The organism is Pseudomonas sp. zfem004, assembly GCF_032621715.1.
Taxonomy (GTDB): Bacteria; Pseudomonadota; Gammaproteobacteria; order Pseudomonadales; family Pseudomonadaceae; genus Aquipseudomonas; species Aquipseudomonas sichuanensis.
Window position 1 is genome coordinate 41,669 of the sequence record NZ_JAVYJF010000008.1, and the last position, 22,363, is coordinate 64,031.

Annotated in this window: 19 protein-coding genes; 1 reads left to right on the forward strand and 18 read right to left on the reverse strand. The window is 65.8% G+C overall.

What is annotated here, in order from left to right:
* Positions 1–53: 53 nt before the first annotated feature.
* The 10 genes from RTH46_RS10925 to RTH46_RS10970 are packed head-to-tail and all read right to left on the reverse strand — an operon-like array spanning position 54 to position 7,886.
* Complete coding sequence (locus RTH46_RS10925; RefSeq protein WP_153788034.1) at positions 54–479, reverse strand: acyl-CoA thioesterase; 426 nt, start codon at positions 477–479, stop codon at positions 54–56.
* On the reverse strand, positions 472–2,016 hold the full coding sequence (gene hutH / locus RTH46_RS10930) for a histidine ammonia-lyase (RefSeq protein ID WP_153788033.1): 1,545 nt from the start codon (positions 2,014–2,016) through the stop codon (positions 472–474). The genes RTH46_RS10925 and hutH overlap by 8 nt, the downstream gene beginning before the upstream one ends.
* Positions 1,997–2,929 carry a glycosyl transferase gene (locus RTH46_RS10935; RefSeq protein WP_153788032.1) on the reverse strand — a complete coding sequence of 311 codons (933 nt, stop codon included), beginning with the start codon at positions 2,927–2,929 and terminating at the stop codon, positions 1,997–1,999. The genes hutH and RTH46_RS10935 overlap by 20 nt, the downstream gene beginning before the upstream one ends.
* Positions 2,926–3,660 (reverse strand): glycosyltransferase family 2 protein, encoded by a 735-nt coding sequence (locus RTH46_RS10940; RefSeq protein WP_316905682.1) that lies wholly within the window; start codon positions 3,658–3,660, stop codon positions 2,926–2,928. Before RTH46_RS10940 ends, RTH46_RS10935 begins: the two co-directional genes overlap by 4 nt.
* A complete protein-coding gene (locus tag RTH46_RS10945; protein WP_316905683.1) occupies positions 3,653–5,332 on the reverse strand; it encodes an AMP-binding protein in 1,680 nt (559 codons plus the stop codon). The genes RTH46_RS10940 and RTH46_RS10945 overlap by 8 nt, the downstream gene beginning before the upstream one ends.
* A complete protein-coding gene (locus RTH46_RS10950; RefSeq protein ID WP_316905684.1) occupies positions 5,329–5,874 on the reverse strand; it encodes a hypothetical protein in 546 nt (181 codons plus the stop codon). Before RTH46_RS10950 ends, RTH46_RS10945 begins: the two co-directional genes overlap by 4 nt.
* Positions 5,871–6,125, reverse strand: coding sequence for an acyl carrier protein (locus tag RTH46_RS10955; RefSeq protein ID WP_110995337.1), 255 nt, complete (start codon positions 6,123–6,125; stop codon positions 5,871–5,873). Before RTH46_RS10955 ends, RTH46_RS10950 begins: the two co-directional genes overlap by 4 nt.
* Before the next feature lie 9 nt (positions 6,126–6,134).
* Positions 6,135–6,407, reverse strand: coding sequence for a phosphopantetheine-binding protein (locus RTH46_RS10960; RefSeq protein ID WP_023632703.1), 273 nt, complete (start codon positions 6,405–6,407; stop codon positions 6,135–6,137).
* Positions 6,376–7,194, reverse strand: a complete 819-nt coding sequence (locus RTH46_RS10965) for a lysophospholipid acyltransferase family protein (protein WP_316905685.1) — start codon at positions 7,192–7,194, stop codon at positions 6,376–6,378. The genes RTH46_RS10960 and RTH46_RS10965 overlap by 32 nt, the downstream gene beginning before the upstream one ends.
* On the reverse strand, positions 7,170–7,886 hold the full coding sequence (locus tag RTH46_RS10970) for a beta-ketoacyl synthase chain length factor (RefSeq protein WP_153788027.1): 717 nt from the start codon (positions 7,884–7,886) through the stop codon (positions 7,170–7,172). The genes RTH46_RS10965 and RTH46_RS10970 overlap by 25 nt, the downstream gene beginning before the upstream one ends.
* Positions 7,887–8,199: 313 nt before the next feature.
* On the opposite strand from RTH46_RS10970, the gene RTH46_RS10975 reads away from it, so the two are divergent.
* Positions 8,200–8,973 carry a ParA family protein gene (locus RTH46_RS10975; RefSeq protein ID WP_110995334.1) on the forward strand — a complete coding sequence of 258 codons (774 nt, stop codon included), beginning with the start codon at positions 8,200–8,202 and terminating at the stop codon, positions 8,971–8,973.
* A 362-nt stretch (positions 8,974–9,335) separates the two neighbouring features.
* Here RTH46_RS10975 and trxC read toward each other — a convergent pair whose 3' ends face one another.
* The 8 genes from trxC to RTH46_RS11015 all read right to left on the reverse strand — a co-directional run bounded on the left by trxC (position 9,336) and on the right by RTH46_RS11015 (position 22,331).
* Positions 9,336–9,770 carry a thioredoxin TrxC gene (gene trxC, locus RTH46_RS10980; protein WP_316905686.1) on the reverse strand — a complete coding sequence of 145 codons (435 nt, stop codon included), beginning with the start codon at positions 9,768–9,770 and terminating at the stop codon, positions 9,336–9,338.
* Between the two features lie 115 nt (positions 9,771–9,885).
* Positions 9,886–11,346, reverse strand: coding sequence for a protein adenylyltransferase SelO (selO, locus tag RTH46_RS10985; protein ID WP_316905687.1), 1,461 nt, complete (start codon positions 11,344–11,346; stop codon positions 9,886–9,888).
* 163 nt (positions 11,347–11,509) lie between these two features.
* On the reverse strand, positions 11,510–14,818 hold the full coding sequence (gene mscK, locus RTH46_RS10990) for a mechanosensitive channel MscK (RefSeq protein WP_153788022.1): 3,309 nt from the start codon (positions 14,816–14,818) through the stop codon (positions 11,510–11,512).
* A gap of 35 nt (positions 14,819–14,853) precedes the next feature.
* Positions 14,854–16,596: a potassium/proton antiporter gene (locus tag RTH46_RS10995; protein ID WP_316905688.1), complete on the reverse strand. Its 1,743-nt coding sequence runs from the start codon at positions 16,594–16,596 to the stop codon at positions 14,854–14,856.
* A gap of 283 nt (positions 16,597–16,879) precedes the next feature.
* Complete coding sequence (locus RTH46_RS11000) at positions 16,880–17,947, reverse strand: 3-deoxy-7-phosphoheptulonate synthase (protein ID WP_316905689.1); 1,068 nt, start codon at positions 17,945–17,947, stop codon at positions 16,880–16,882.
* A gap of 268 nt (positions 17,948–18,215) precedes the next feature.
* Positions 18,216–20,126: a threonine--tRNA ligase gene (gene thrS / locus RTH46_RS11005; protein ID WP_153788020.1), complete on the reverse strand. Its 1,911-nt coding sequence runs from the start codon at positions 20,124–20,126 to the stop codon at positions 18,216–18,218.
* An 88-nt stretch (positions 20,127–20,214) separates the two neighbouring features.
* Positions 20,215–21,624 (reverse strand): chorismate-binding protein, encoded by a 1,410-nt coding sequence (locus RTH46_RS11010; RefSeq protein ID WP_316905690.1) that lies wholly within the window; start codon positions 21,622–21,624, stop codon positions 20,215–20,217.
* Positions 21,621–22,331, reverse strand: coding sequence for a hypothetical protein (locus RTH46_RS11015; RefSeq protein WP_316905691.1), 711 nt, complete (start codon positions 22,329–22,331; stop codon positions 21,621–21,623). The genes RTH46_RS11010 and RTH46_RS11015 overlap by 4 nt, the downstream gene beginning before the upstream one ends.
* Between the last annotated feature and the right edge of the window lie 32 nt (positions 22,332–22,363).

Here is a 22,363-nt window from a genome sequence, read left to right on the forward strand (position 1 = left end):
CGCGCAGCCTTTGTGGGAGCTGGCTTGCCAGCGATGAGGCCAGAGCAGGCGACTCATGACAGCACCTTGGCAACCGCATCGAGCATCGCCTGCGGCGAGGCCAGTTGCATCTCGCCGCTGTCGATATGCACGGCTACCTGCACGGTGCTGGCACGGGTCATGCGCTCGCCGGTTTCGGCATCGCTGATCAGGTAATGGATCTTCAAGCGGTTCTCCCACTCCACCAGGCTGGCGCGTACGGTCAGGCGCTGGCCGAAGGTGGCACCGCGGATGTAGCGCAGCTGCAGGTCGATCACCGGCCAGTGATAACCGGAGGCCTGCATGCCGCGGTAATCGTGCTGCAGGCGTTCGAGCAAGGCGCAGCGGGCGACTTCCAGGTACTTGACGTAATGCCCGTGCCAGACGATGTGCATGCTGTCCACATCGAAGAACGGCACGACGATCTCGCTGTCGACGTGAAACACCCCGGGGTTACGCATGCAGCCTCCAGTGGCGCTGGCCGATACGGGTCAGGCACAGGCGCAGGTCGTGTTCCAGGGCGCGGTCCTCGATCACCGGGGCGAAGTCGGCCAGCAGCAGTTGGTGCATCTGTTCGAGCGCGGGCGGCAGAGGCCGGGCGTCGGCCTGGCGGCCACGCAGCCAGACGCCCTGGTTGGCCGCCAGCAAGGTGGCGGCGGCGACCTGCTCGGTCAGCTCCAGCACCCGCAGGGCATCGCGCGCGGCAATGGTGCCCATGCTCACCTTGTCCTGGTTGTGGCATTCGGTGGAGCGCGAGAACACGCTGGCCGGCATGGTCTGCTTGAGGGCTTCGGCGGTCCAGGCGCTGGCGCCGATCTGCACGGCCTTGAAACCGTGGTTGAGCATGGCCCGCTCGGCCTCGGCGCCGGACAGGTTGCTCGGCAGGCCGTGGTTGTAGCGCACGTCCACCAGCAGCGCGAGCTGCCGGTCGAGCAGGTCGGCGACGTTAGCCACCAGGGTTTTCAGGCTGTCCATGGCGAAGGCGATATGCCCGCCGTAGAAGTGCCCGCCGTGCAGCACGCGCTCGGCGTCGCCGTCGATGATCGGGTTGTCGTTGGCGCTGTTCAGTTCGGTTTCGATGAAGCCGCGCAGCCAGCCCAGGCTGTCGGCCAGCACGCCGAGCACATGGGGCGCGCAGCGCAGCGAGTAGCGGTCCTGCAGGCGGTGCAGCGACGGCAGCGGCGCGTCGATGGCCAGGTCCTGGCGCAGCCAGGCGGCCACCTGGGTCTGGCCCGGGTGCGGCTTGGCGGCGAACAGGCGCTCGTCGAAGTGCTCCGGGTTGCCCTGCAGGGCGATCACGTTGAGCGCGGTGATGCGCGTGGCCAATTGCAGCAGGTAGTCGGCGCGGGCGAAGGCCAGGCAGGCCAGGCCGGTCATTACCGCGGTGCCGTTCATCAGCGCCAGCGCTTCCTTGGGGCGCAGCACCAGCGGCTGCCAGCCCAGCTCGCGGTGCACCTCGGCACTGCTGCGGCGCTCGCCCTGATACAGCACCTCGCGCTCGCCGGAGAGGGTGGCGGCCACGTAGGACAGCGGCGTCAGGTCGCCGCTGGCGCCCACCGAGCCCTCTTCGGGGATCAGCGGCAGAATGTCGTGTTCGAGGAACAGTTGCAGGCGCTCCAGCAGTTCCATGCGCACCCCCGACACGCCATGGCTCAGCGAGCGCAGGCGCGCTGCCAGCACCGCGCGAGTGGCCGCTGCATCGAGCAGGCGGCCCAGGCCGCAGCCGTGGAAGGTGTAAAGGTGACGCGGCAGGCTCTCGACATGCTCCAGCGGCACGGCCACCACGCAGGAGTCGCCGTAGCCGGTGGTGACCCCGTAGATCACCCCTTCCTGGTCGAGCAGGGTGTCGAGAAAGCGCGCGCCACGGGCGATGCGCTCGCGGTACTCGGCGTCGTCCTGCAGGCGGCTGGCGGCACGGCGCTCGGCCACGGCCAGCACGTCCTCGATGGCCAGCGGCGCTTCGCCGAAGGTGACAGGCTCATGGGGTTGCATCGTCATCGCTCTTCCAGAAAGGGTAGAAATTGAACCACTGCAGTGGCGCCTGGCGGCAGTAATGGGCCAGGCGTTCGGCGTAGCGGGCCGTCCATTGCTGGATCACCTGGTCACGCTCGGCACGCCGCCATTGCAGCTGTGCGGCGAAAGGTTCCAGGGTGATCTGGTAGCGGCCGTCGAGCTTGAGGCAGAACAGCAGGTTGACCGGGCAGCCGAGCAGCCCGGCCAGCAGCCACGGGCCTTGCGGGAACGCGGCCGGCTGGCCGAGAAAGTCCACGCTGGCGGTGCGCGCGCCATGCAGCGGCACGCGGTCGCCGGCGATCGCCAGCCACTCGCCGCGCTCCAGGCGTTGCGAGAGCTGCAGCATGATCGCCGGGTCCAGCTCGCTGACCTGGATCAGCCGCAGGTGGGTGGCCCCGGCCTCGCCGAGCAGGCGGTTGAACTGCTCGGCATGGCGGGTATGCACCAGCACGTTCATGGTCACCTGCTCGCCCAGTTCGGCCAACGCCCGACACACCTCGAGATTGCCCAGGTGGGCGCCCACCAGCAGTTGCCCGCGCTCGCCGCGCAACTGCCCGCGCAATCCGGCCGGGTCGACGATATCGATGTCTTCCAGGCGCAGGCGGCCGTTCCACACGTCGAGCTTGTCCAGCAGGGCGTCGGCGAAGGCCATGAACTGGCGGAACACCTGCCACTGGCTGGGCGCTGGCGTGTGCCCGGCGCTCCAGCGGTGCAGGCGCTGCTGATACTGCCAGGCGCTGCGTCGGGCGCGGCGGCCGAACAGGAAGAAGTAGGCGACGATCACATGGATCAGCGGGCTGAGCAGCCGGCGCCCGAGCAGGCGTGCCAGCAGTGCGGTCAGCTGCATCAACCGGAAGCTGCCGCGCTCGCGTTGCGCGGCCCAGTGCTGCTCGCTCATCGGCGCCACCGGCGCCAGAGGATCAGCGGGCTGCGCAGGAGCATGCCGAAGAACAGCTTGGCGTGCATCTTCGAGATCAGCGCGTTGTCGTGCACCAGGCGAAAGTGCGACAGGCCGTCCTGCGGGTAGTGCACCCGGGTCGGCAGCCAGCGCATCGGCTGGTTGCGCCAGGCCAGGCGCACCAGGATCTCGGGGTCGAAGTCCATGCGCTTGCCCAGCTTGACGCTGTCGATCAGCGCCAGGGTCGGCGGCAGCGGGTAGACGCGAAAGCCGCACATCGAATCGGGAATGGCCAGCGACAGGCTGTTGATCCACACCCATACATGGGTGAGGTAGCGGGCATACAGACGACCCTTGGGCACACTGGCGTCGTACTGTGGATAACCGCACACCAGCGCCTGTGGATAAACCTGCGACTGGGCCAGGAAGTGGCCGACATCGGCCAGGTCGTGCTGGCCGTCGGCGTCCACCTGCAGGGCGTGGCTGAAGCCCAGCCGCGCGGCCTCGCGCAGGCCGGCCATCACCGCGCCGCCCTTGCCCTGGTTGACCGCCAGTTGCACCAGGTGCACATCCTCGCGCTCGGCCAGCTGGCGCAGCACCTTGGCGCACGGCGCATGGCTGGCGTCATCCACCAGCACGCAAGGCAGGCCGGCGCGCAGCAGGTCGTCGACCACCTTGGGCACGGCCTGTTCGTGGTTGTACACCGGGATCACCGCGCAGGGTTTATGCACTGGCGGCCTCCAGCAGGATGCGGCCGCTGGCGCAGGCTTGGCCGGCGCGGGTGTAGCTGAAGTACAGCTTGCTGCGGTCCGGCTCGAAGCGCAGGTCCAGCTGCAGTGTGTCGCCGGGGCGCACCAGTTGCTGGAACTTGAGTACTTCCATGCCGGCGAAGCGCAGGTTGGCGGCCAGCAGCGGTTCGGCGAGGGCGATGGCCCAGTCGAGCTGGACCACGCCGGGCAGTACCGGGGTCTGCGGGAAATGGCCGGTGAAGCAGGGCAAGTCCAGCGGCACGGCCAGGCGCAGTTGCAGTTGGTTGCCTTCGCGGGCCTGTTCCTCGACCTCGGGGGCCTGGCTGCGAGCGGCCAGCAGCAACGCCGTGACCTCGGCCTGGGGCAGCTTGCCCTGGGCGTTGCACGGCAGCTGGCGCAGCAGGCGCCAGCGCCGGGGCAGGGCGATGGCCTCGCAGTGTTCGGCCAGGTGCGCACGCAGGCCCTCCAGCAGTGCGCGGCGCCCCTGGTTACGCAGCGCATGCAGGCCTTCGGCGCTTGGCACCAGCAGGGCACCGAGGAAGGCGCGACCTTCTTCGATCACCCCCAGGCGCGCCTCGGCGACCCAGGCGTGGGCGCACAGGGCCTGTTCGAGCATGGGCAGGGAAATGCGTTTCTCTTCCAGCTTGACGGTGCGGTCGAGGCGGCCGAGCAGTCGAAAGCGCCCGTCGCTGGCGAACTCGGCGGCATCGGCGCTTTGCTCGACGTGGCCGGCAGGCAGGTAGGGCGAGGCGATGCGCAGGGCGCCGTCGGCATCCTGGCTGAGTACCACGCCGGCGAACGGCTGCCACAGGGCTTCACCCTGGCGCCAGGCGATGCCGCCGGTTTCGGAGCTGCCGAGGATTTCCGTGGGCCACTGGCCGAGGCGCTGGTGCAGGCGTTCGGCGGCTTCGGCGGGCAGTTCGCCGCCGGAGGAGAATACCCGTCGCACCGTGCTCAGCCCGGGCCAGTCGAGGTTGTCGCCCATGCGCTTGAGCAGCGCCGGGCTGGCCACCCAGGCGAACGCCGGGTGTTCGCGGCTGGCGCGTTGCAGGTCTTCGGGGAACGGCTGGGCCCTTCGGGCGAAGCCGCGACCGGCGCACAGCGGCCACAGCACGCGGAACAAAAGGCCGTAGATGTGCTGGGTGGCGACGCTGCCGAGGATGTGCGCATCGCCCAACGATGCGCCCCACAACTGCTCCAGGGCGATGACTTCGTTGGCCAGTTGGCGCAGGCATTTGTCGATGCGCTTGGGCTCGCCGCTGGAGCCCGAGGTGCACAGGCTGATGCGGCATAGGTCCGGGTCGAGGTCGGCGCTGGCCAGTGGTTCGCCCAGCAGGTCGTCGAGTTGTGGGTCGCCCGGCTGGTCGCTGAGCCACAGGTCGACCTGGGCCTGCCAGCGGGCGCGGGTCTGCGCTTGCAGGTCGGCGGTCAACAGCACCTGCGCCCCGGCGCGCCAGGCGCCGAGCAGGGCGATGGCCAGTGTCGCTGCGTCATCCACATGCACCGCCAGGCGTTGCACGCCCCGGGCTTGCAGGCCACCGGCCAGGCGCAGGGCTTGCCGGCACAGCGCGGCGTGGTCCAGGGCCGGCGCCTCGGTCACCGGGCGTGACGTGGCCAGCGGGTGCAACAGGTGTTCGAGGTTGATCCAGTTCATGAGCGTCCTCGCACACGTTGACGTATCAGCCATTCCACGGCGAACAGCAGGCCCATCGCGGCGTAGGCGATCAGGCCGTTGTACAGGGTCCACCAGGCCAGTGGCGCCCACAGGGTCAGGCCGGCGGCGATCAGGCCGTTGACCAGGAAGAACAGGCACCAGGCCTGGGTCACCCGCCGCGTGTAGCGCACCGCCGCCGGTGGCAGTTCGGGTTCGCGCAGCCGCGCCAGGCGCTCGGCCATTGGCATGCCCTGCAGCAGGCTGGTGCCGAACAGGCCGAGTAAGAAGGCGCTGATCAGCACGGGGTACCAGCGCAGCAGTTGCGCGCTGTCGGACAGCGCCAGCAGCGCGCAGAAACCCAGCGCCGCCAGCGCCATCCACAGGCCGCCGGGGCGTTGTGGCGCGCTCAGTGCGCGGGCCAGCCACAGGCCGCCGAGCAGCAGGGCGAACTGCCACGGGGCGAAGTGGCCCAGGCCGTAGTGCACGGCAAACGGATACAGCACGCCGGCCAGCAGCAGGCCGAGGCCGACCAGGCGTTTCATGCCGCGCTGTTTACCAGGCGATGAACCGCTTCGACCACATCGTTGACGGTGCGTACCGACTTGAAGTCCTCGGCGCTGATCTTCTTGCCGGTCTTGCGCTTGATGTGATCGAGCAGGTCGATGGCGTCGATGCTGTCGATTTCCAGGTCCTGGTACAGGTGCGATTGCAGGCTGATGCGCTCGGGCTCGAGCTCGAACAGCTCGACCAGGGCGTCACGGAGGGTGTTGAAGATGTCTTCGCGGGTTTGCATGGTGCGGTCTCAGGCGGCCTGGCGGGCGGTGATGAACGCCGCGAGGGTGGCGACGTTGGTGAAATGGCTGCGGGTGTCCTTGGCATCGGCGTCGATCTTGATGCCGTAGCGCTTCTGGATCGCCAGGCCCAGCTCGAGGGCGTCCACCGAGTCCAGGCCCAAGCCTTCGCCGAACAGTGTCTGTGCGTCGTCGATGTCCTGCACGCTGATGTCTTCCAGGCCCAGGGCGTCGATGATCAGTTGCTTGATGTCACGGTTCAGGTCGTGCTGTGCATCGCTCATCGGTGGCGAGCTCCTTGTTGTAGTACTGGTGCAGGTAATCGTTAAGTTTGCGCGACGCCAGGGGGGCCGGGCCAAGGCTGGCGAAGGCCTGGGGGTCGATGTCGGCGCCGACGCGCAGGCTGAAGTGCACGCGCCGCCGGGGGATGCGGTACCAGGGCTCGTGCTTGGTCAGGGTGGCGGGGCTGACCTGGATGATCACCGGTGTGATGATTTTCGCACCGCGCAGGGCGATCGCGGCGGCGCCACGATGGAAGGCCGGGGCCTGGCCGGGCGGGGTGCGGGTGCCTTCGGGGAAGATCACCAGCGGCTGGCCCTGCTGCAGCGAGGCGGCGGCGCTGTCGAGCATGTCCAGGCTGCCGTCGTTGCCGATGTACTGCGCCTCGCGCACCGGCCCACGGGTGAAGGGGTTGTCGAACAGGCTGTGCTTGACCACGCAGTTGGCGTCGCGCACCTGCCCGAGCAGGAACACCACGTCGATCAATGAAGGGTGGTTGGCGATGATCATCTGCCCGCGCCGGCCCAGGCGTTCGGCGCCGCTGATCTCGAAGGTGAGCACACCGAGGCCGCGCATGATCAGGATGAACCGCCAGAACAGCCAGCCGATGGTGCGTCGGGCGCGTTGGCGATGCTGTTCGCCACTGCCCGGCAGGCAGGCCAGCAGCGGGAACACCAGCAGGCGCAGGCACAGCCCGCCCAGCCCGAACAGCAGGAAGCTCAGGGCGGTGGCCGCCAGGCGCCACAGGTAGGCGTCGCGGGGGCGGTTCATGGCTGACGTTGCCAGTTCCATGTGCGACGGCTCCAGGTGTGGGAAAAGGCGTTGTGGCCGCTGAGCGAGGCGTGCAGCCACGCCAGGGCATGGGGCAGCTCGGGGGCTGGCGCCGTTTGTGCCGGCCCAAGGGACAGCTGCCATTGCTGGCCGGGGGTGAGCAGCAGCGCCACGGCGTAGGCGAACGGCACATCGCTGATGCAGGGCGCATAGGCGGCCGGGGGTTGTTCCTCGGTGACGATCAGCAGCACCGCCGGTGCACCTTCGGCGAGCAGCGCGGCGGCTTCCATGGCGCCTTGCTCGAAGCCGTCGCCGGCGGCGGCCAGGGCGGTCATCTCGCAGGTTTGCCCGCGCATGATCGACCACAGGCCGATCATCGCGTTGTGCACCGACAGGCTGAACTGGGTCGGCGACAACGGCTGCTGGCTGGCCAGTTCGCTGAGGATCGAGAAGGTGCGCGGGGTTTCACCGTGGCGCGAGACGAACACCAGTGGCAGCTGGGCGTGGCCTTCGGCCAATGGCCAGCCGACGGCAAAGGCCATGCGCGCCATATGGCTCAGGCGGCGGCGCTGCAAGGCTGGCAGGAACGCCACGTCCGGCGCCTGCTCGGCACCGGGCTCGCGTTCGGCGCCGTCCGCCCAGGCCTGCCAGTCGGCAGGGCTGTGCAGGCCCGGGGCCCAGGCACGCCATTGGCTGATGTCGAAGGTGATCATGATGAGTGTGACGTTCCGCCCTGAGGGAGTTCCTGTCCGTGGGAATGACTCGGAGCACGCGCCGTGCGGGCTTGGCGCACGGGAAGGTGGCGCGCATTATCCCGGTGCACGGGACGTGTATCAATCCACATGATGGCTATCGGACAACATCCACACGCATATGCGTCATGTCCGCTTCCATGGCTGCACGGTTTCCGACAGTCGGTTACGCGCAGGTTGTCGGGCTGCATGCCGTCAACTTGAGCGAACAACGCTGGCCAATGGCGCAGTGTCGCCACATACTCGGGCATTCGTTGATACACGGAGGTCTGACATGCGGCGCGTGGTGTTCAATCAGAAAGGTGGCGTGGGCAAATCGAGCATTGCCTGCAATCTGGCGGCGGTGAGTGCCAGCGAAGGCTATCGGACCCTGCTGATCGACCTGGATGCCCAGGCCAACTCGACCCAGTACCTGACCGGCCTGACCGGCGACGACATCCCCATGGGCATCGCCGACTTCTTCAAGCAGTCGCTGTCCAGCGGCCCGTTCGCCAAGAAGAACAAGGTCGATATCTACGAAACACCGTTCGACAACCTGCATGTGGTCACCGCCACGGCAGAGCTGGCCGACCTGCAGCCCAAGCTCGAGGCCAAGCACAAGATCAACAAGCTGCGCAAACTGCTCGAAGAGCTGGACGAGGACTACGAGCGGATCTACATCGATACCCCGCCGGCCCTTAATTTCTATGCCGTTTCCGCGCTGATCGCCGCTGATCGCGTGTTGATCCCCTTCGACTGCGACAGCTTCTCGCGTCAGGCCCTGTATGGCCTGCTGGCCGAGATCGACGATTTGAAGGAAGACCACAACGACGAACTGGTGGTCGAAGGCATCGTGGTCAACCAGTTCCAGTCACGCGCCAGCCTGCCGCAGCAGATGCTCGATGAATTGCTGGCCGAGGGGTTGCCGGTGCTGCCGGTGTACTTGAGCAGCTCGGTGAAGATGCGTGAGTCCCACCATGCCAGCTTGCCGCTGATTCACCTGGAGCCACGGCATAAGCTGACTCAGCAGTTTGTTGAGTTGCATGATCTGCTGGAGCGGAGTGCGTGAGGGCCTGCATGAGTTCGCCGAAAGATCTTCAGCGCCGATGAGATCGAGCGCCGCCCGCGCGGCGCATCGCTGGCAAGTCGCAGCGGCGAACCGCAGCTCCCACATCTGTTTCGGGCCAGTCACTCTTGTAAGGTCATCACTGTCCGCCTTGTTGGTACGACGCGGTTTCAGTGTGGGCGTTGCCGCCGCTCCACATGACTCAAGACATGCACCAAGGCAGGCGCCGGTACTTTCACAGGAATAATTGGCCCGAAACAAACTGTGGGAGCTGGCTTGCCAGCGATGCGCCGCGCGGGCGGCGCTCGATCTCACAGGTGCTGCAATTCTTCCGCCGACCCCCTGTCAGCCCCGACGCAATCCCCTCAAATCCCTTGCCCGCGCAACCACTCCAGCAACGACTGGAGTGGAAACGCGCCGGCCTGGCGAGTCACTTCGCGGCCATTCTTGAACAGGATCAAACTGGGGATCGAGCGAATACCCAGTTGCCCGGCGAGGTTGCGATTGGCTTCGCTGTCGAGCTTGGCCAGGCGGCAACGGCCAGTCAGTTGCCGGGCCGCCTGTTCGAAGGTCGGGGCGAAGCTCTTGCACGGGCCACACCAGTCGGCCCAGACATCCAGCAGCAGCGGCAGGTCGCCCTTGATCTGGGCGGCGTAGTTGGCTTCGGTCAGGTCGAAGGGGCGGGACAACAGCATGTCCTGCTTGCAGCGGCCGCATTTCGGGCTGTCGCCCAGGCGTTCAGCGGGCAGGCGGCTGAGGCCGTTGCAGTGGGGGCAGGGGATTACCAGCGGTGCACTCATGTATGGCTCCAAGGTGGGCGTGGGAGCGGGCTTGCCCCGCGATGGCGTCAGATCAGGCAGTGACGTTGTAGCGGCTGACGCTATCGCGGGGCAAGCCCGCTCCCACAGGTGAATGTCAGGAAGAGCAGCTTATCTCCAGATGCTTGCCCCACTCCGGCGGTCGCTCGGCATAAGCCTGCATGCCGGCCTGCTCCTCGAACGGCTTGCTCAACACCTGATGCAGCCGCCGCACTTCACTGTAGTCACCCGCCTCCGCCGCCTCGATGGCCTTCTGCGCCAGGTAATTGCGCAGCACATACAACGGATTGACCGCGTGCATCCGCTCACGCCGCCCCTCGGCGTTACCCGGCTCACGCTGGCAGCGTGCCAGGTACTCGGCGCCCCAGGCGTCGAAACCGGCCAGGTCGACGAAGTCATCGCGTACCACTTGCAGCGCTTCGGCCACTGGCCGTTCACCGAGCTTGCGGAAGAACAAGGTGTAGTCCACGCCACCGCTCTGCATGCGCTGCAGCAGGCGTTCTACCAACGCCATGTCGTCATCCTCGGCCGTGGTCAGGCCCATACGGCGGCGCATCAGGTCGAGGTAGTGGGCCTGGTACAGCGGCAGGAACAGCGCCAGCACCTCCTTGAGCGGCTCGACCTCGATCACCGTGGTCAGGGCCTGGGCCAGGGCGCTCAGGTTCCAGTGAGCAATCGGCACCTGGTTGGCGTAGCTGTAGCGGCCACGGTCGTCGGAATGGTTGCAGATGAAGTTGGCGTCGAAGTCGTCGAGGAAGGCATAAGGGCCGAAGTCGAAGGTGATGCCGAGGATCGACATGTTGTCGGTGTTCATCACCCCATGGCAGAAGCCATACGCCTGCCAGCGGGCGATCAGCTCGGCGTTGCGTTCGACGATAGTGCGGAACATGGCCAGGTAGGGCTGCTCGGCGTCGCGGCATTCGGGATAGTGCTGGTCCAGAACATGGTCGATCAGCACCCGCTGCTGCTCGGGCTGCTTGGTGTAGTAGAAATACTCGAAATGGCCGAAGCGCACGTGGCTCTGGGCCAGGCGCAGGAGCATGGCGGCACTTTCGCGGGTTTCGCGCCACACTGGGGTGCTCGAGCCGATCACGCTCAGTGCGCGGCTGCTGGGAATGCCCAGGGCGTGCAGCGCTTCGGAGGCGAGGAACTCACGGATCGACGAGCGCAGCACCGCGCGGCCGTCGCCCATGCGCGAGTAGGGGGTCTGGCCGGCGCCCTTGAGGTGCAGGTCCCAGTGCTCGCCGGCATCGTTGAGCACTTCGCCCAGCAGCAGGCCGCGGCCATCGCCCAGGCGCGGGTTGTACGAGCCGAACTGGTGGCCGGAATAGACCATCGCCCGCGGGTCGGCTTGTTCCCATAGCTTGTGGCCGCCGAACAGCTCGGCGAATACCGGCAGCTCGGCCTGGGCCGGGTCGAGGTCGAGCAGGGCCATGGCCGAGGTGCTGGCGACGACCAGACGCGGCTCGGCGATCGGCTCGGGCAGAACCTGGGTGGAGAAGGCGTCGCCGAGCTGGGCGAAGCGGTTGTCGAAGCTGAGGTGGTCGAGGGACTTCACGGGGCCTGCTCCTGGATTCGGTGCGATTGGGGCCGCTTTGCGGCCCTTCGCGGGTAAACCCGCTCCCACAGGGATCGCGCTGGCTCTGTGGGAGCGGGTTTACCCGCGAACGAGGGCGCAGCCCTCGCAGCGATTCTCGACAGGATAAAGGATCTGAGGCCGGTCAGGCGCCCGGCGTGCCATCCGGCTTCGGCTGCTCCATCGGGATCAGTTGCTGCTTGCCGCCCTTGGTATCCATCACGAACACCTCCACCTGGCGTACCGAGATCTTGATGTCGTGGGCCTTGAACTCGCGGTTGATGTAGCGGTTGAGCTCATCCAGCGTCGGGTTGCGGTCGCCCAGGTCGCGCACGTGCATGCGCAGTTCATGGTCCAGCGAACTCTCGCCGAAGTTGAGGAAGTACACGATCGGCTCCGGGTCCTTGAGCACCCGCGGGTTCTCGTGGGCGCCCTTGAGCAGGATATCGCGCACCAGGTCCAGGTCCGAGCCATAGTCGATGCCCAGCTTCAGCGTCACCCGGGTGACCGTGTCGGTCAGCGACCAGTTGATCAGCTGGCCGGTGATGAAGGTCTTGTTGGGGACGATGATGTCCTTGCGGTCGAAGTCGGTGATGGTGGTGGCACGGATGCGGATCTTGCTCACCGTGCCGGACAGGTTGCCGATGGTGATGGTGTCGCCGATCCGTACCGGGCGCTCGAACAGGATCATGATGCCGGAGATGAAGTTGGCGAAGATCTCCTGCATGCCGAAGCCCAGGCCCACCGACAGCGCCGCCACCAGCCATTGCAGCTTGTCCCAGCTGACCCCGAGGGTCGACAGGGTGCTGACGATGCCGACCCCGACGATGATGTACGACAGCAGCGTGGTGGTGGCGTAGGCGCTGCCCTGGGCCAGGTTGAGCCGCGACAGCACCAGCACTTCGAGCAGGCCCGGCAGGTTGCCGGCCAGGGCGAAGGTGATGCCGACGATCACCAGCGCCCCCAGCAGGTCGCCGAGGCTGATCGGCACCATGCTGGCGGCGGCGCCGGTACCGCTGGTGTATTCGTAGAGGGTGAAGTTGTTGAGGTAGGAGAACACCGAGATCAGGTCTGCCCAGACCCAGTACAGGCCGGCGATGAAACCACCCAGCAGGGCCAGGCGGATCAGGCGCAGGGACTGCTGGTTGACCTGCTCGATGTCCAGGGTCGGCTCTTCGACCGGTACTTCGCCGTCCAGGCCTTCCTTGGCCGCCTGGCGTTTGCTCAGGGCGCGCTGGTAGGCCAGGCGCCGCGCCGCCACCGACAGGCCGCGCACGAATGCGGCCTCGATCACCAGCCAGAACAGCAGCAGATAGAGGGTGTAGATCAGGCGGTCGGTGAGTTTGAGCGCGGTGTAGTAGTAGCCGAAGCACACCGCCACGAACAGGGCGATGGGCAGGGCGGTGAAGGCCACTCCGACCGCGCGGCGGAACAGCGAGGTGTCGCGGTGCGCCGGGCTGCTCAGCAGCAGGCGGCTGAGCAGCCAGGCCATCAGCGCATAGCAGGCCAGCACCACGCCGATGCCCAGCACGTCGTCGGCCAGGGCCGAGGGCTGGTGTTCGGCCACCGCCACCACGCCCACCAGGGCCAGCACCACGGTGCCCAGCCGGCGCACCCAGCCACGCAGGAACTCGACCTGCGGCTTGTGCCAGCGGAAGTGGATCTCGGCCACGCCGCCCGGGGCGAGGATGCGGTAGGCGGTGTAGAACACCAGCCAGGCCTGGGCCAGTTGCCAGAGGGCGGCGCCGAGGTTGGCGTTTTGCCCGCGGGCGTCGATCTGCAGGGCGTAGCTACCCAGCGCCAGGGCCAGGGCCACCGGCATGGCCAGGAGGATGTTGATCAGGATCGCCTGGGGCGTGTGCCACTGGCTGTCACGCTTGAAGTGGCCGATGTCCTGGTGAACCTTGCCCAGGCGCTGATACAGGTACTTGCGTCGCCACAGCAGGGCGCCGATCACCAGCAACAGCGGCAGGAACAACAGCGGGCGCTGGCTGAGGCCGTCGGCCAGTTCCTTGATCCCCGAGCCCCAGGGCAGGCTGGCGACCTGGTCGGCCAGGCGCTCCGGCACGAAGCGCAGCCATTCCCAGTCCAGCGGCTTGTTGCTGGGGATCCAGAACATCTGCTCGTCCAGGGTGGTGCGCAGGTTCTGGGCGGTGCCGAGCAGTTGCTTCTGGTTCAGTTGCAGGGTGATCGATTCGTTGAGCAGCGCGGAAAGCTCGCGGTTCAGGCGTTCGAGCAGGTCGCCACGGGTGATCGCCACTTCCAGCAGGGCCTTGCGCAACTGCGGTGTGGCGTCTTCCTGCGGCTGGCTGGCCAGCAGCTTGTCGACATAGCTGGACGGGCTGCTCATCTGCTCGCGTTGCTGGTTGATCTCGAACTGGTACAGGCGGATATCGGCGATCTGGTCGGCCAGGTCGCGGTCGACTTTCAGGTGCGGCAGGGCCTGCTTCTGTTTGTAGAGGATCTTCGACAGCAGCAGGCTGCCCTTGAGCACGTTGATCTGCTCGTCCAGTGCCTGGTCGGCCTGGGTCAGGCTGTCCAGCTGCTGCTTGGTCCTGAGGTTCTGCTGGGTCAGCTCGTTCAGGCGGTCGGTGCTTTTGAGCAGGTAATCCGACAGCTTGAGGTTGGCGGTGCTCTCGTTGGCCAGCACGGTGCTGCCGCCGGCCTTCTGCGCTTCGATCGACTGCTGGGTGACAGCCTGCTGGGATTGGGCCAGGCGCTTGTCGTTGATCAGCGTCTGCAGGTCCTGGATCTCTTGCTCCAGCCGCGCGGCGCGGGCGATCAGCAGGTCGTGACGGGCGTTGCCCAAGTCTTGCAGCAGGCTGTTGGCGGCCAGTTCCTGGCGGCGCAGCAGGGTCAGGGCGTTGAGCGAGGCCAGCTCGGCGTTGAGCTGGTTGCGCAGGTCGCTGGTCAGCGCCTTGCCGCCGTCCTTGCCGCTCTTGAGGCTGTTGTTGATCTGCTGGGCGCGGGTCTGGCTGCTGCTGATCTCGGCCTGGGCCCGTTCGGGCCGGGTCTGCGAGTTGATGATCAGGCTGTTGGCTTCGGACAGGGCCTTTTGCAACTCGCCCTGCTGGGTGCTGCGCTCGCTGAGCATCTGTTCGAGCTGCGGCACCGTAAGGCTGGCATAGCGTTGGGCCACGGGTATGGCGCTGGCGTTCTTGAGCTTGTCCAGCTCGCGCTGGCTGTCGCGGGTTTCCTGGGGGGCAGTGGCCAGTTGCTGCTTGAGGGCTTCGAGTTTTTTCTCGCTGTCCTCCTTGCTGGCCAGCAGTGCCAGGGTCTGCTCCAGCACTTGCTGCACGGCCTTCTGTTCGGCTTCGGGCAGCTTGCGCTCGGCGATCTTGTCGAGGCTGTTCTGGATACCCGAGGTGGTCGGGACCTCCGCCGCGGTGGCCGCGAACGAGAGGGTCAGGCACAGCCCCAGCAGGGCTGCGCGGCAGTAATGGCGCAGGGACATAGGCAGGATTCTTGTGCTACGGGGCAAATCGGAGTTTAGAGGAACAAGCCGGGGCCAGGCCGGGTACCTTCGGGGAATCTGACGCCGACTTTCTGGATCTTGTTCCCGTCCATGACCGCGACGGTCCAGATCGTGCCGTGCCATTCGATCTGGTCGCCTACTACTGGAGCGCCTCCGACCTTCTGTCGGATGAACTGCGCCAGCGGCATTTTCGCGTCCAGACCGTCGAGTTTCAGGCCATAAAGTGCGGCCACCGCGCCCAGTTCGGCATCGCCTTCAAGGACGAAGTCACCGAAGAAGCGCAGGTCCAGGCCACGTTGCGGTGCCTGGCTGAACAGCTTGCCCAGCGCCGGCAGGTTGTGTTCGTGGCCGATCACGCAAAGCATGTCGCCGACTTCCAGCACGGTACTGCCCGAAGGGTGCAGCAGTTGTTCGCTGCGAAACAGCGCGGCGATGCGCGTGCCTTCGGGCATCTTCAGTTCGCGCAGGGCGGCGCCGATGCACCATTTTTCGGCGCCCAGGCGGTAGACGAACAGCTCCCACTCGCTGGTGATGTGCACTTCCAGCGCCGAGCGCGAAATCGGTGCCGGGTCTGGCGGTACCGTGACCTTGAGCAGTTTGGCCATCCACGGCAGGCTGGTGCCTTGCACCAGCAGCGACACCAGCACGATGAAGAACGCCAGGTTGAAGAACAGCTGCGCGTCCGGCAGCCCGGCCATCAGCGGGAACACCGCGAGGATGATCGGTACCGCGCCGCGCAGGCCGACCCAGCTGATGAAGCCCTTTTCACGGCCATGGAAGGCCTTGAACGGCAGCAGCGCGGCGACCACCGACAGCGGCCTTGCAACCACGATCATCCACAGCGCCAGGCCCAGTGCCGGCAGGGCGATGGGCAGCAGGTCGTGGGGCGTGACCAGCAGGCCCAGCACCAGGAACATGCCGATCTGCGCAAGCCAGGCCATGCCATCGAGCATGTGCAGGATGCCGTGGCGGCTGCGCACCGGCCTGTTGCCCAGCACCAGGCCGCACAGGTAAACGGCCAGGAAGCCGCTGCCGTGCAGGGCGTTGGTCAGCGAGAACACCGCCAGGCCGCCGGCTATCACCAGGATTGGGTACAGGCCGCCGGCCAGGTTGATGCGGTTGACCAGCTGCAGCATCAGCCAGCCGCCGCCCAGGCCCAGCAGCGTACCGATGCCGAATTCGCGCAGCAGGTGGGTGAGCAGGCTCCAGTGCAGGCCGGTCTGGCCGCTGGCGATCATGTCGATCAGGGTGACGGTGAGGAACACCGCCATCGGGTCGTTGCTGCCCGACTCGATTTCCAGGGTGGCGGTGACCCGTTCGTTGAGGCCTTTGCCGCCGAGCAGCGAGAACACTGCCGCCGCGTCGGTGGAGCCGACGATGGCGCCGATCAGCAGGCCCTGGATCATGCTCAGGTTGAACAGCCAGGCGGCGACCATGCCGGTCAGCGCGGTGGTGATCATCACGCCCACCGTGGCCAGCGACAGCGCCGGCCACAGGGCTACGCGAAAGCTTGCGACCCGGGTGCGCAGGCCGCCGTCGAGCAGGATCACCGCCAGCGCCAGGTTGCCTACCAGGTAGGCGGTCGGGTAGTTGTTGAAGATGATGCCGCCGCCGTCCACGCCGGCGACCATGCCGACGGCGAGGATGATGACCAGGATCGGGATGCCCAGGCGCGATGACAGCGAGCTGACCAGGATACTTGCACCCACCAGCAATGCGCCGATCAAGAACAGGCTGTTGATGGTGCTTGCATCCAAAGGCAGTTACTCCGGTACATCGCGGGGGAAGGGACCTGAAGGTGTGAACTAGCAGGTCGCGTGCCAATCGATTCTAACCTGATGAATTGGCAGCATGTAAAGCGTTTCTGCATATGAAAAAGGCACCTTGAGAAGCCATGCCTTTCAAGGTGTTCGAGCAGATCGAGCGCCGCCCGCACGGCGCTCGATCCGACCCTTCCACGACCTTGAAGGAGATGCCTCCAGGAAGGTGCCTTTAGCAGGCCGCTGCATCGGCCGCAAAGCAGGGCCGAGCCGCTCGGTTTCAGACCCGTTCGGCGGCGCGGCGCAACAGCGTGCGGGTATCGTCCCAGCCGAGGCAGGCGTCGGTAATGGACACGCCGTAGCGCAGTTGCCTCGAAAGGTCCTGCCGGCCGGGGTTCAGATTGCTCTCCAGCATGACACCGAACAGGTCATGGTTACCTGCCTGGCGCTGTGCCAGCACTTGCTCCAGTACCTGTGGTTGACGGGTAAAGTCCTTGTTGCTGTTGGCATGGCTGCAATCCACCAGCAAGCGTGGGGCGATGCCGGCGGCCATGAGCTGCGCGCGTGCCTGGGCGACGGAGTCGGCGTGATGGTTAGGGCCGTTACGTCCACCGCGTAGCACCAGATGACTATCGCGGTTGCCGGTGCTGCTGATCAGCGCCGGCTGGCCATACAGGTCGATGCCGAAATAGCGGTGCGGGTGGGCAGCGCTGTTGATGGCGTCGCAGGCCACCCCCAGGCCGCCATCGGTGCCGTTCTTGAAACCCGCCGGTACGTCCAGGCTGCTGATCAGCTCGCGATGGATCTGCGATTCACAGGTCCTGGCACCGATCGCGACCCAGCTCAGCAGATCGCTGAAATACTGTGCGGCCATGGGTTGCAGCAACTCACAGGCTAATGGCAGGCCGAGCCCGACAAGCTCCAGCATCAGCGACCTGGACAGCTCCAGGCCGGCCTGCATGTCGTCGCTGCCGTCGAGGTTGGGGTCGTACATCAGGCCTTTCCAACCGACGGTGGTCCGTGGTTTTTCCACATAGGCACGCATGACGATCAGCATCCGGTCACGCAGTTCGTCGGCGAGTTCGGCCAGCTTTCCTCCATATTCGACGGCAGCCTGGCCATGATGCAGCGAACAAGGGCCGACGATCACGAGCAGGCGCGGGTCGGTACCATGGATGATGTCGCGAACGTGCTGGCGCTGTCGTTGCACCTGTACTGCCAGGTGTTCGTGCAGTGACAGCGCAGCCCTCAGCGCTTGGGCGCTGGGCAGTGCCTGGGTAACGGCATCCATGTCCGTACGGCTGGCTGAAGCAAGGGCGGGCGAACGCAAAGTGGCAATGGTGTTCATGTCTGACATCCTGGTTGTCGTTCTGGAGAACAGAGGGCCCGCTGACGGGGGTAAGCAGCGCTTTGCCGTCGACGCACAGGCACGAGCCGACGACGCATGCGCGTAGCTGCAAGGCAAAGCAGAATGGTGTCGAGAGGGAGGCGGCGTGCCGCGCTAGTCGGGTGGGGCTTCGAACATCACGGTCTCCTGAGTTCAGCGTCCGCGGCAAACCGGCTCTTGCCTGGTCTGGCCGCAGGTCCTGTAGCTTCAGAACCTGCGGCGGGCCGTATCAGTGCATCTGGGTGTCCTTGAGCAGCAGTTCGGCGAAGTCATCGACGCTGAGTATGCCGAGGTCCTCGCCGGCACGGCTGCGGACGGCGACTGTGCCGCTGTCTTTCTCTCGGTCGCCGATCACCAGTAGGTAAGGCACGCGCTGCAGCGTGCTTTCGCGGATCTTGTAGCCGATTTTCTCGTTGCGCAGGTCTGCCTCGACTCGCAACCCACGGTCACACAGCTGCTGGCGAACCAGGTCGGCATAGCCGTTCTGTGCCTCGGTCACGGTCAGCAACATGGCCTGCACAGGTGCCAGCCAGGTTGGGAAAACCCCGGCGTGGTGCTCGATGAGGATGCCGATGAAACGTTCCAACGAGCCGACGATTGCCCGATGAAGCATGACCGGGCGGCGCCGCTGTGAGTGTTCGTCGACGTACTCGGCGCCCAGGCGGTCGGGCATGTGGTAGTCGACCTGGATGGTGCCGACCTGCCATTCCCGGCCAATGGCGTCGCGCAGGTGGTACTCGATCTTGGGGCTGTAGAATGCGCCTTCGCCTGGCAGCTCCTCCCAGCTCACGCCGCAGGCCCGCAGCGCCGAGCGCAGCTGGTTTTCCGCTTTGTCCCAGACATCATCGCTGCCCAGGCGCTTGCTGGGTTCCGGGCGCAAGGCGATCTTGACCGCCACATCCTCGAAGCCGAAGGCCTTGTAGACCTTCTGTGCCTGGTGATGGAAGGTGCGGATCTCCGACTCGATCTGCTGTTCGGTACAGAAGATATGCCCGTCATCCTGGGTGAAGGCACGCACCCGCATGATGCCGTGCAGGGCCCCTGAAGGTTCATTGCGGTGGCAACCACCGAACTCGCCGTAACGAATCGGCAGCTCGCGGTGGCTGCGCAGGCCGAATTTGAAGATCTGAATGTGGCCCGGGCAGTTCATGGGCTTGAGCGCGTACTGGCGGTTTTCCGATTCGGTGACGAACATGTTTTCCTTGTAGTTGTCCCAGTGCCCGGACCGGCGCCAGAGCGAGCTGTCCACCACCTGCGGGGAGCGCACTTCCTGATAACCGCTGTCGCGGTACACCTTGCGCATGTACTGCTCCACGGTCTGCCAGATCGCCCAGCCCTTGGGGTGCCAGAACACCATGCCTGGCGCTTCCTCCTGCTGGTGGAACAAGTCAAGCTGCTTGGCCAGCTTGCGGTGGTCGCGCTTCTCCGCTTCTTCCAGCTGCGACAGGTAAGCCTTGAGCTGTTTGTCGTTCAACCAGGCGGTGCCGTAGATGCGGCTGAGCATCGCGTTGCTGGAGTCGCCGCGCCAATAGGCCCCGGCCACCTTCATCAGTTTGAACGCGCCAAGCTTGCCGGTATCCGGCACATGTGGCCCACGGCACAGGTCGATGAACTCACCTTGTTGATACACCGAGAGGGTTTCGCCTGCCGGGATATCCTCGATGATCTTCACCTTGTACGACTCACCCAGGCTGCTGAACAGCTCGATGGCCTGCGCGCGAGGCAGCTCCCGGCGTTCGATGGCCAGTGCGCTGTCGACGATCCGCTGCATCTCGGCCTCGATCAGCGGCAGGTCGTCCTGGTTGAAAGGGCGCTCGGCCACGAAGTCGTAGTAGAACCCGTTGTCGATCACCGGGCCAATGGTCACCTGGGTGCCCGGGTACAGGCGCTGGACGGCCTGTGCCATCAGGTGCGCGGTGGAGTGGCGAATGATCTCCAGGGCATCTGCGCTTTTGGTTGTGATGATCTCGACCGTGTTGTCGCCGGTCAGCAGGTGCGAGGCATCGACCAGACGCCCGTCGACCTTTGCCGCCAGGGTCGCGGCCGCCAAGCCGCTGCCGATGGTCTGTGCCAGTTGCTGGACGTTGAGTGGCTCCGGGAATTGCTTGCGGCTGCCATCCGGCAGAGCGATAGAGATCATGTTTTTGCTGTCCATGTAGATTGACGTTGGCACTGTTGTGCCGGTGTAGAGAGCCCTGCGTAATCCTGTGCAAGGTGTTGCGACGTTATCACCCTTCATATGACCAAGAGCTGTTTTGCAGGTACGGTTTCATCTTGTTGCCGGTTTCCAGCCATTCCCGGTACGGGTCACTGGCCTTGACGATGCCGCTGCCGGCAAAGATATGCACATGCGCTTCTGTCACCTTGGCGGTTCTGATTGCCAGGGCGAAGTTGCAGCGGCCTTCGAGGGTGAGGTAGCCCAGGCCGCCGGTGAAGAACTCGCGGTCGATGTACTCGAAGCGGCGGATGCGGTCGCCGCTCATGGCCAGGGGCTTGCCCCAGATGGTTGCCGGCGGGTAGACAGCGGCCAGGGCATCGAACACGTTCGTTTCGCTGGCCAGTTCACCTTCGATGCGGCTCTTGAGGTGTTGCACATAGCCCAGGTCGATGACATTCCTGGATTCGCGCATGTCCAGGGAACCCGGCCGGCAAACCTGTTGAAGCTGTTCAAGAAACAGCTGGGCAGCGGTTTCGTGTTCTTCCAGCTCCTTGCTGTCCGACAGCAGTTCCTGGCGGTAGCGGTCGCGCTTGAGCGCTTCGCTTGAGCCTTTACGGGTGCCGGCAAGGGGTTCGACGACGACTTTCCTGCCGTCGGTGCGGATCAGGGTTTCCGGTGAAATACCGATCCATGCCGGCCCCTGATCCCAGCGGAACAGGTACTCATAATGCGGGTTGGGGCGGGGTGCGACCTGGTCGAGCAACTGCAACGGGTCTACTGCTTCGCGCATGCGCAGGCGCACTTCACGCCCGATCACTACCTTGTCCGAATCGCTGACGGCCATCTCGTTCAAGAGGTCGAGCAGGTTGTCGACGTAGTCGGTGCACTGCGGAATGAGTTCGCAGCTGCTGACGCCGGGCAAGGCCGGGTAAGTGCGCGGCGCCAGCCGCGCCACGGCCTGCTCGATCAGCGGGTTGTGGGCTGGATCGAAGCTCGCGCCGTGGACACGCCCATGCTCCACCCACAGAAACACGCGGGGCAGGGTCATGATCATCGGCTCGGTCAGGCGCTCGGGGTGGGTCGCACAACGCCAGCCACCCAGCAGAGGCACGTTGCCGGGCAAACCTGCCAGCTCTGGCGAGGTATCGCCCAGGGTTTTCCAGGCGTGTGCCACTCCTTGGAACAGTTGCTCATGAAACGGCCGCTCGTTGTCCAGGTGCAGCGAGTCGCGATGCAGCACGCGCTCCTGGTCCAGCCAGTCGATGCGCAGTGCCTGGGCTTCGCGAGTCACGCGCAGGCGATACTGGCTGCCAAGCCCGACCAGTGAGCGGTCACAGCCATCGGTGTGTTCGCTGAACACGCAGCTGAACTGCCCGGCAAGCTCCGGGAAGACGTTGCTCAGTTCGGCGAGCAGCCCGATGCCGGTATCGTGCACGCCCAGCGCGGGCACGGGGAGGAGAAGTTCAAAGTGGCTGATCATGCGCAAGTTGGCTCCCTCAATACATGGGCCAGATGGCTGCAAAGCTGCAGTCCTTTTTCGAAGTCCGTGGGGGCGGGTAGCGGTGGCCTGGACGTTGGGCCGACCCTGCCTTGCCAGCGGTGCACCAGGCCGTGCGGGAGGCTGCGTGGCTGCGCCACGTTTCGCAGGGCGTACAGGTTGTCGCGTGGGTCGAACAGCCAGAGGCCGGCGTCGTGTCGGGGCGGCGTATCGCATAGCAGCAGGGCAGGGCCGTGGGGGTTCTCCGGGTTGGCGTCGGCCAGCCGTTGGCTGATTTGTGCCGGGCTGAGCCCATGCGCCTGCAGTGACAGGGGCCGGGCTGTCGCATGCGGCCAGGCGGGTAGCAGCTGGCTGTCAAGCAGGCTCAATGTACTTGCGCAGTCGGGGCCGGTGCTCGTGCCGATGGCCAGGTAGGCATCGTTGATACCCTGCAGTTGCCTGGCCTGGGCTGGGGTGACGTGCAGAATCGTCAGGATCGGGCCGGCAATCATCCATTGCAGGTAGCGACGCAGGCGCTGGTTGGTGATCTCGATGGCGTGACGATCCAGGTCTGCCTCGGTCGGCAGTTCAATCCACTGGATGAAGCCTTCGCCGCAGAGGGCCTGGTCCAGAAGCTGGCGCACTTGGCCAGGGAAAACCTGGGCACTGTTGGGCGCGTGCCTGGGGAGGGGCGAAACGGTGATGTTCATTGGATTCTGCCTCACTCTGTCCTTGATGGGCG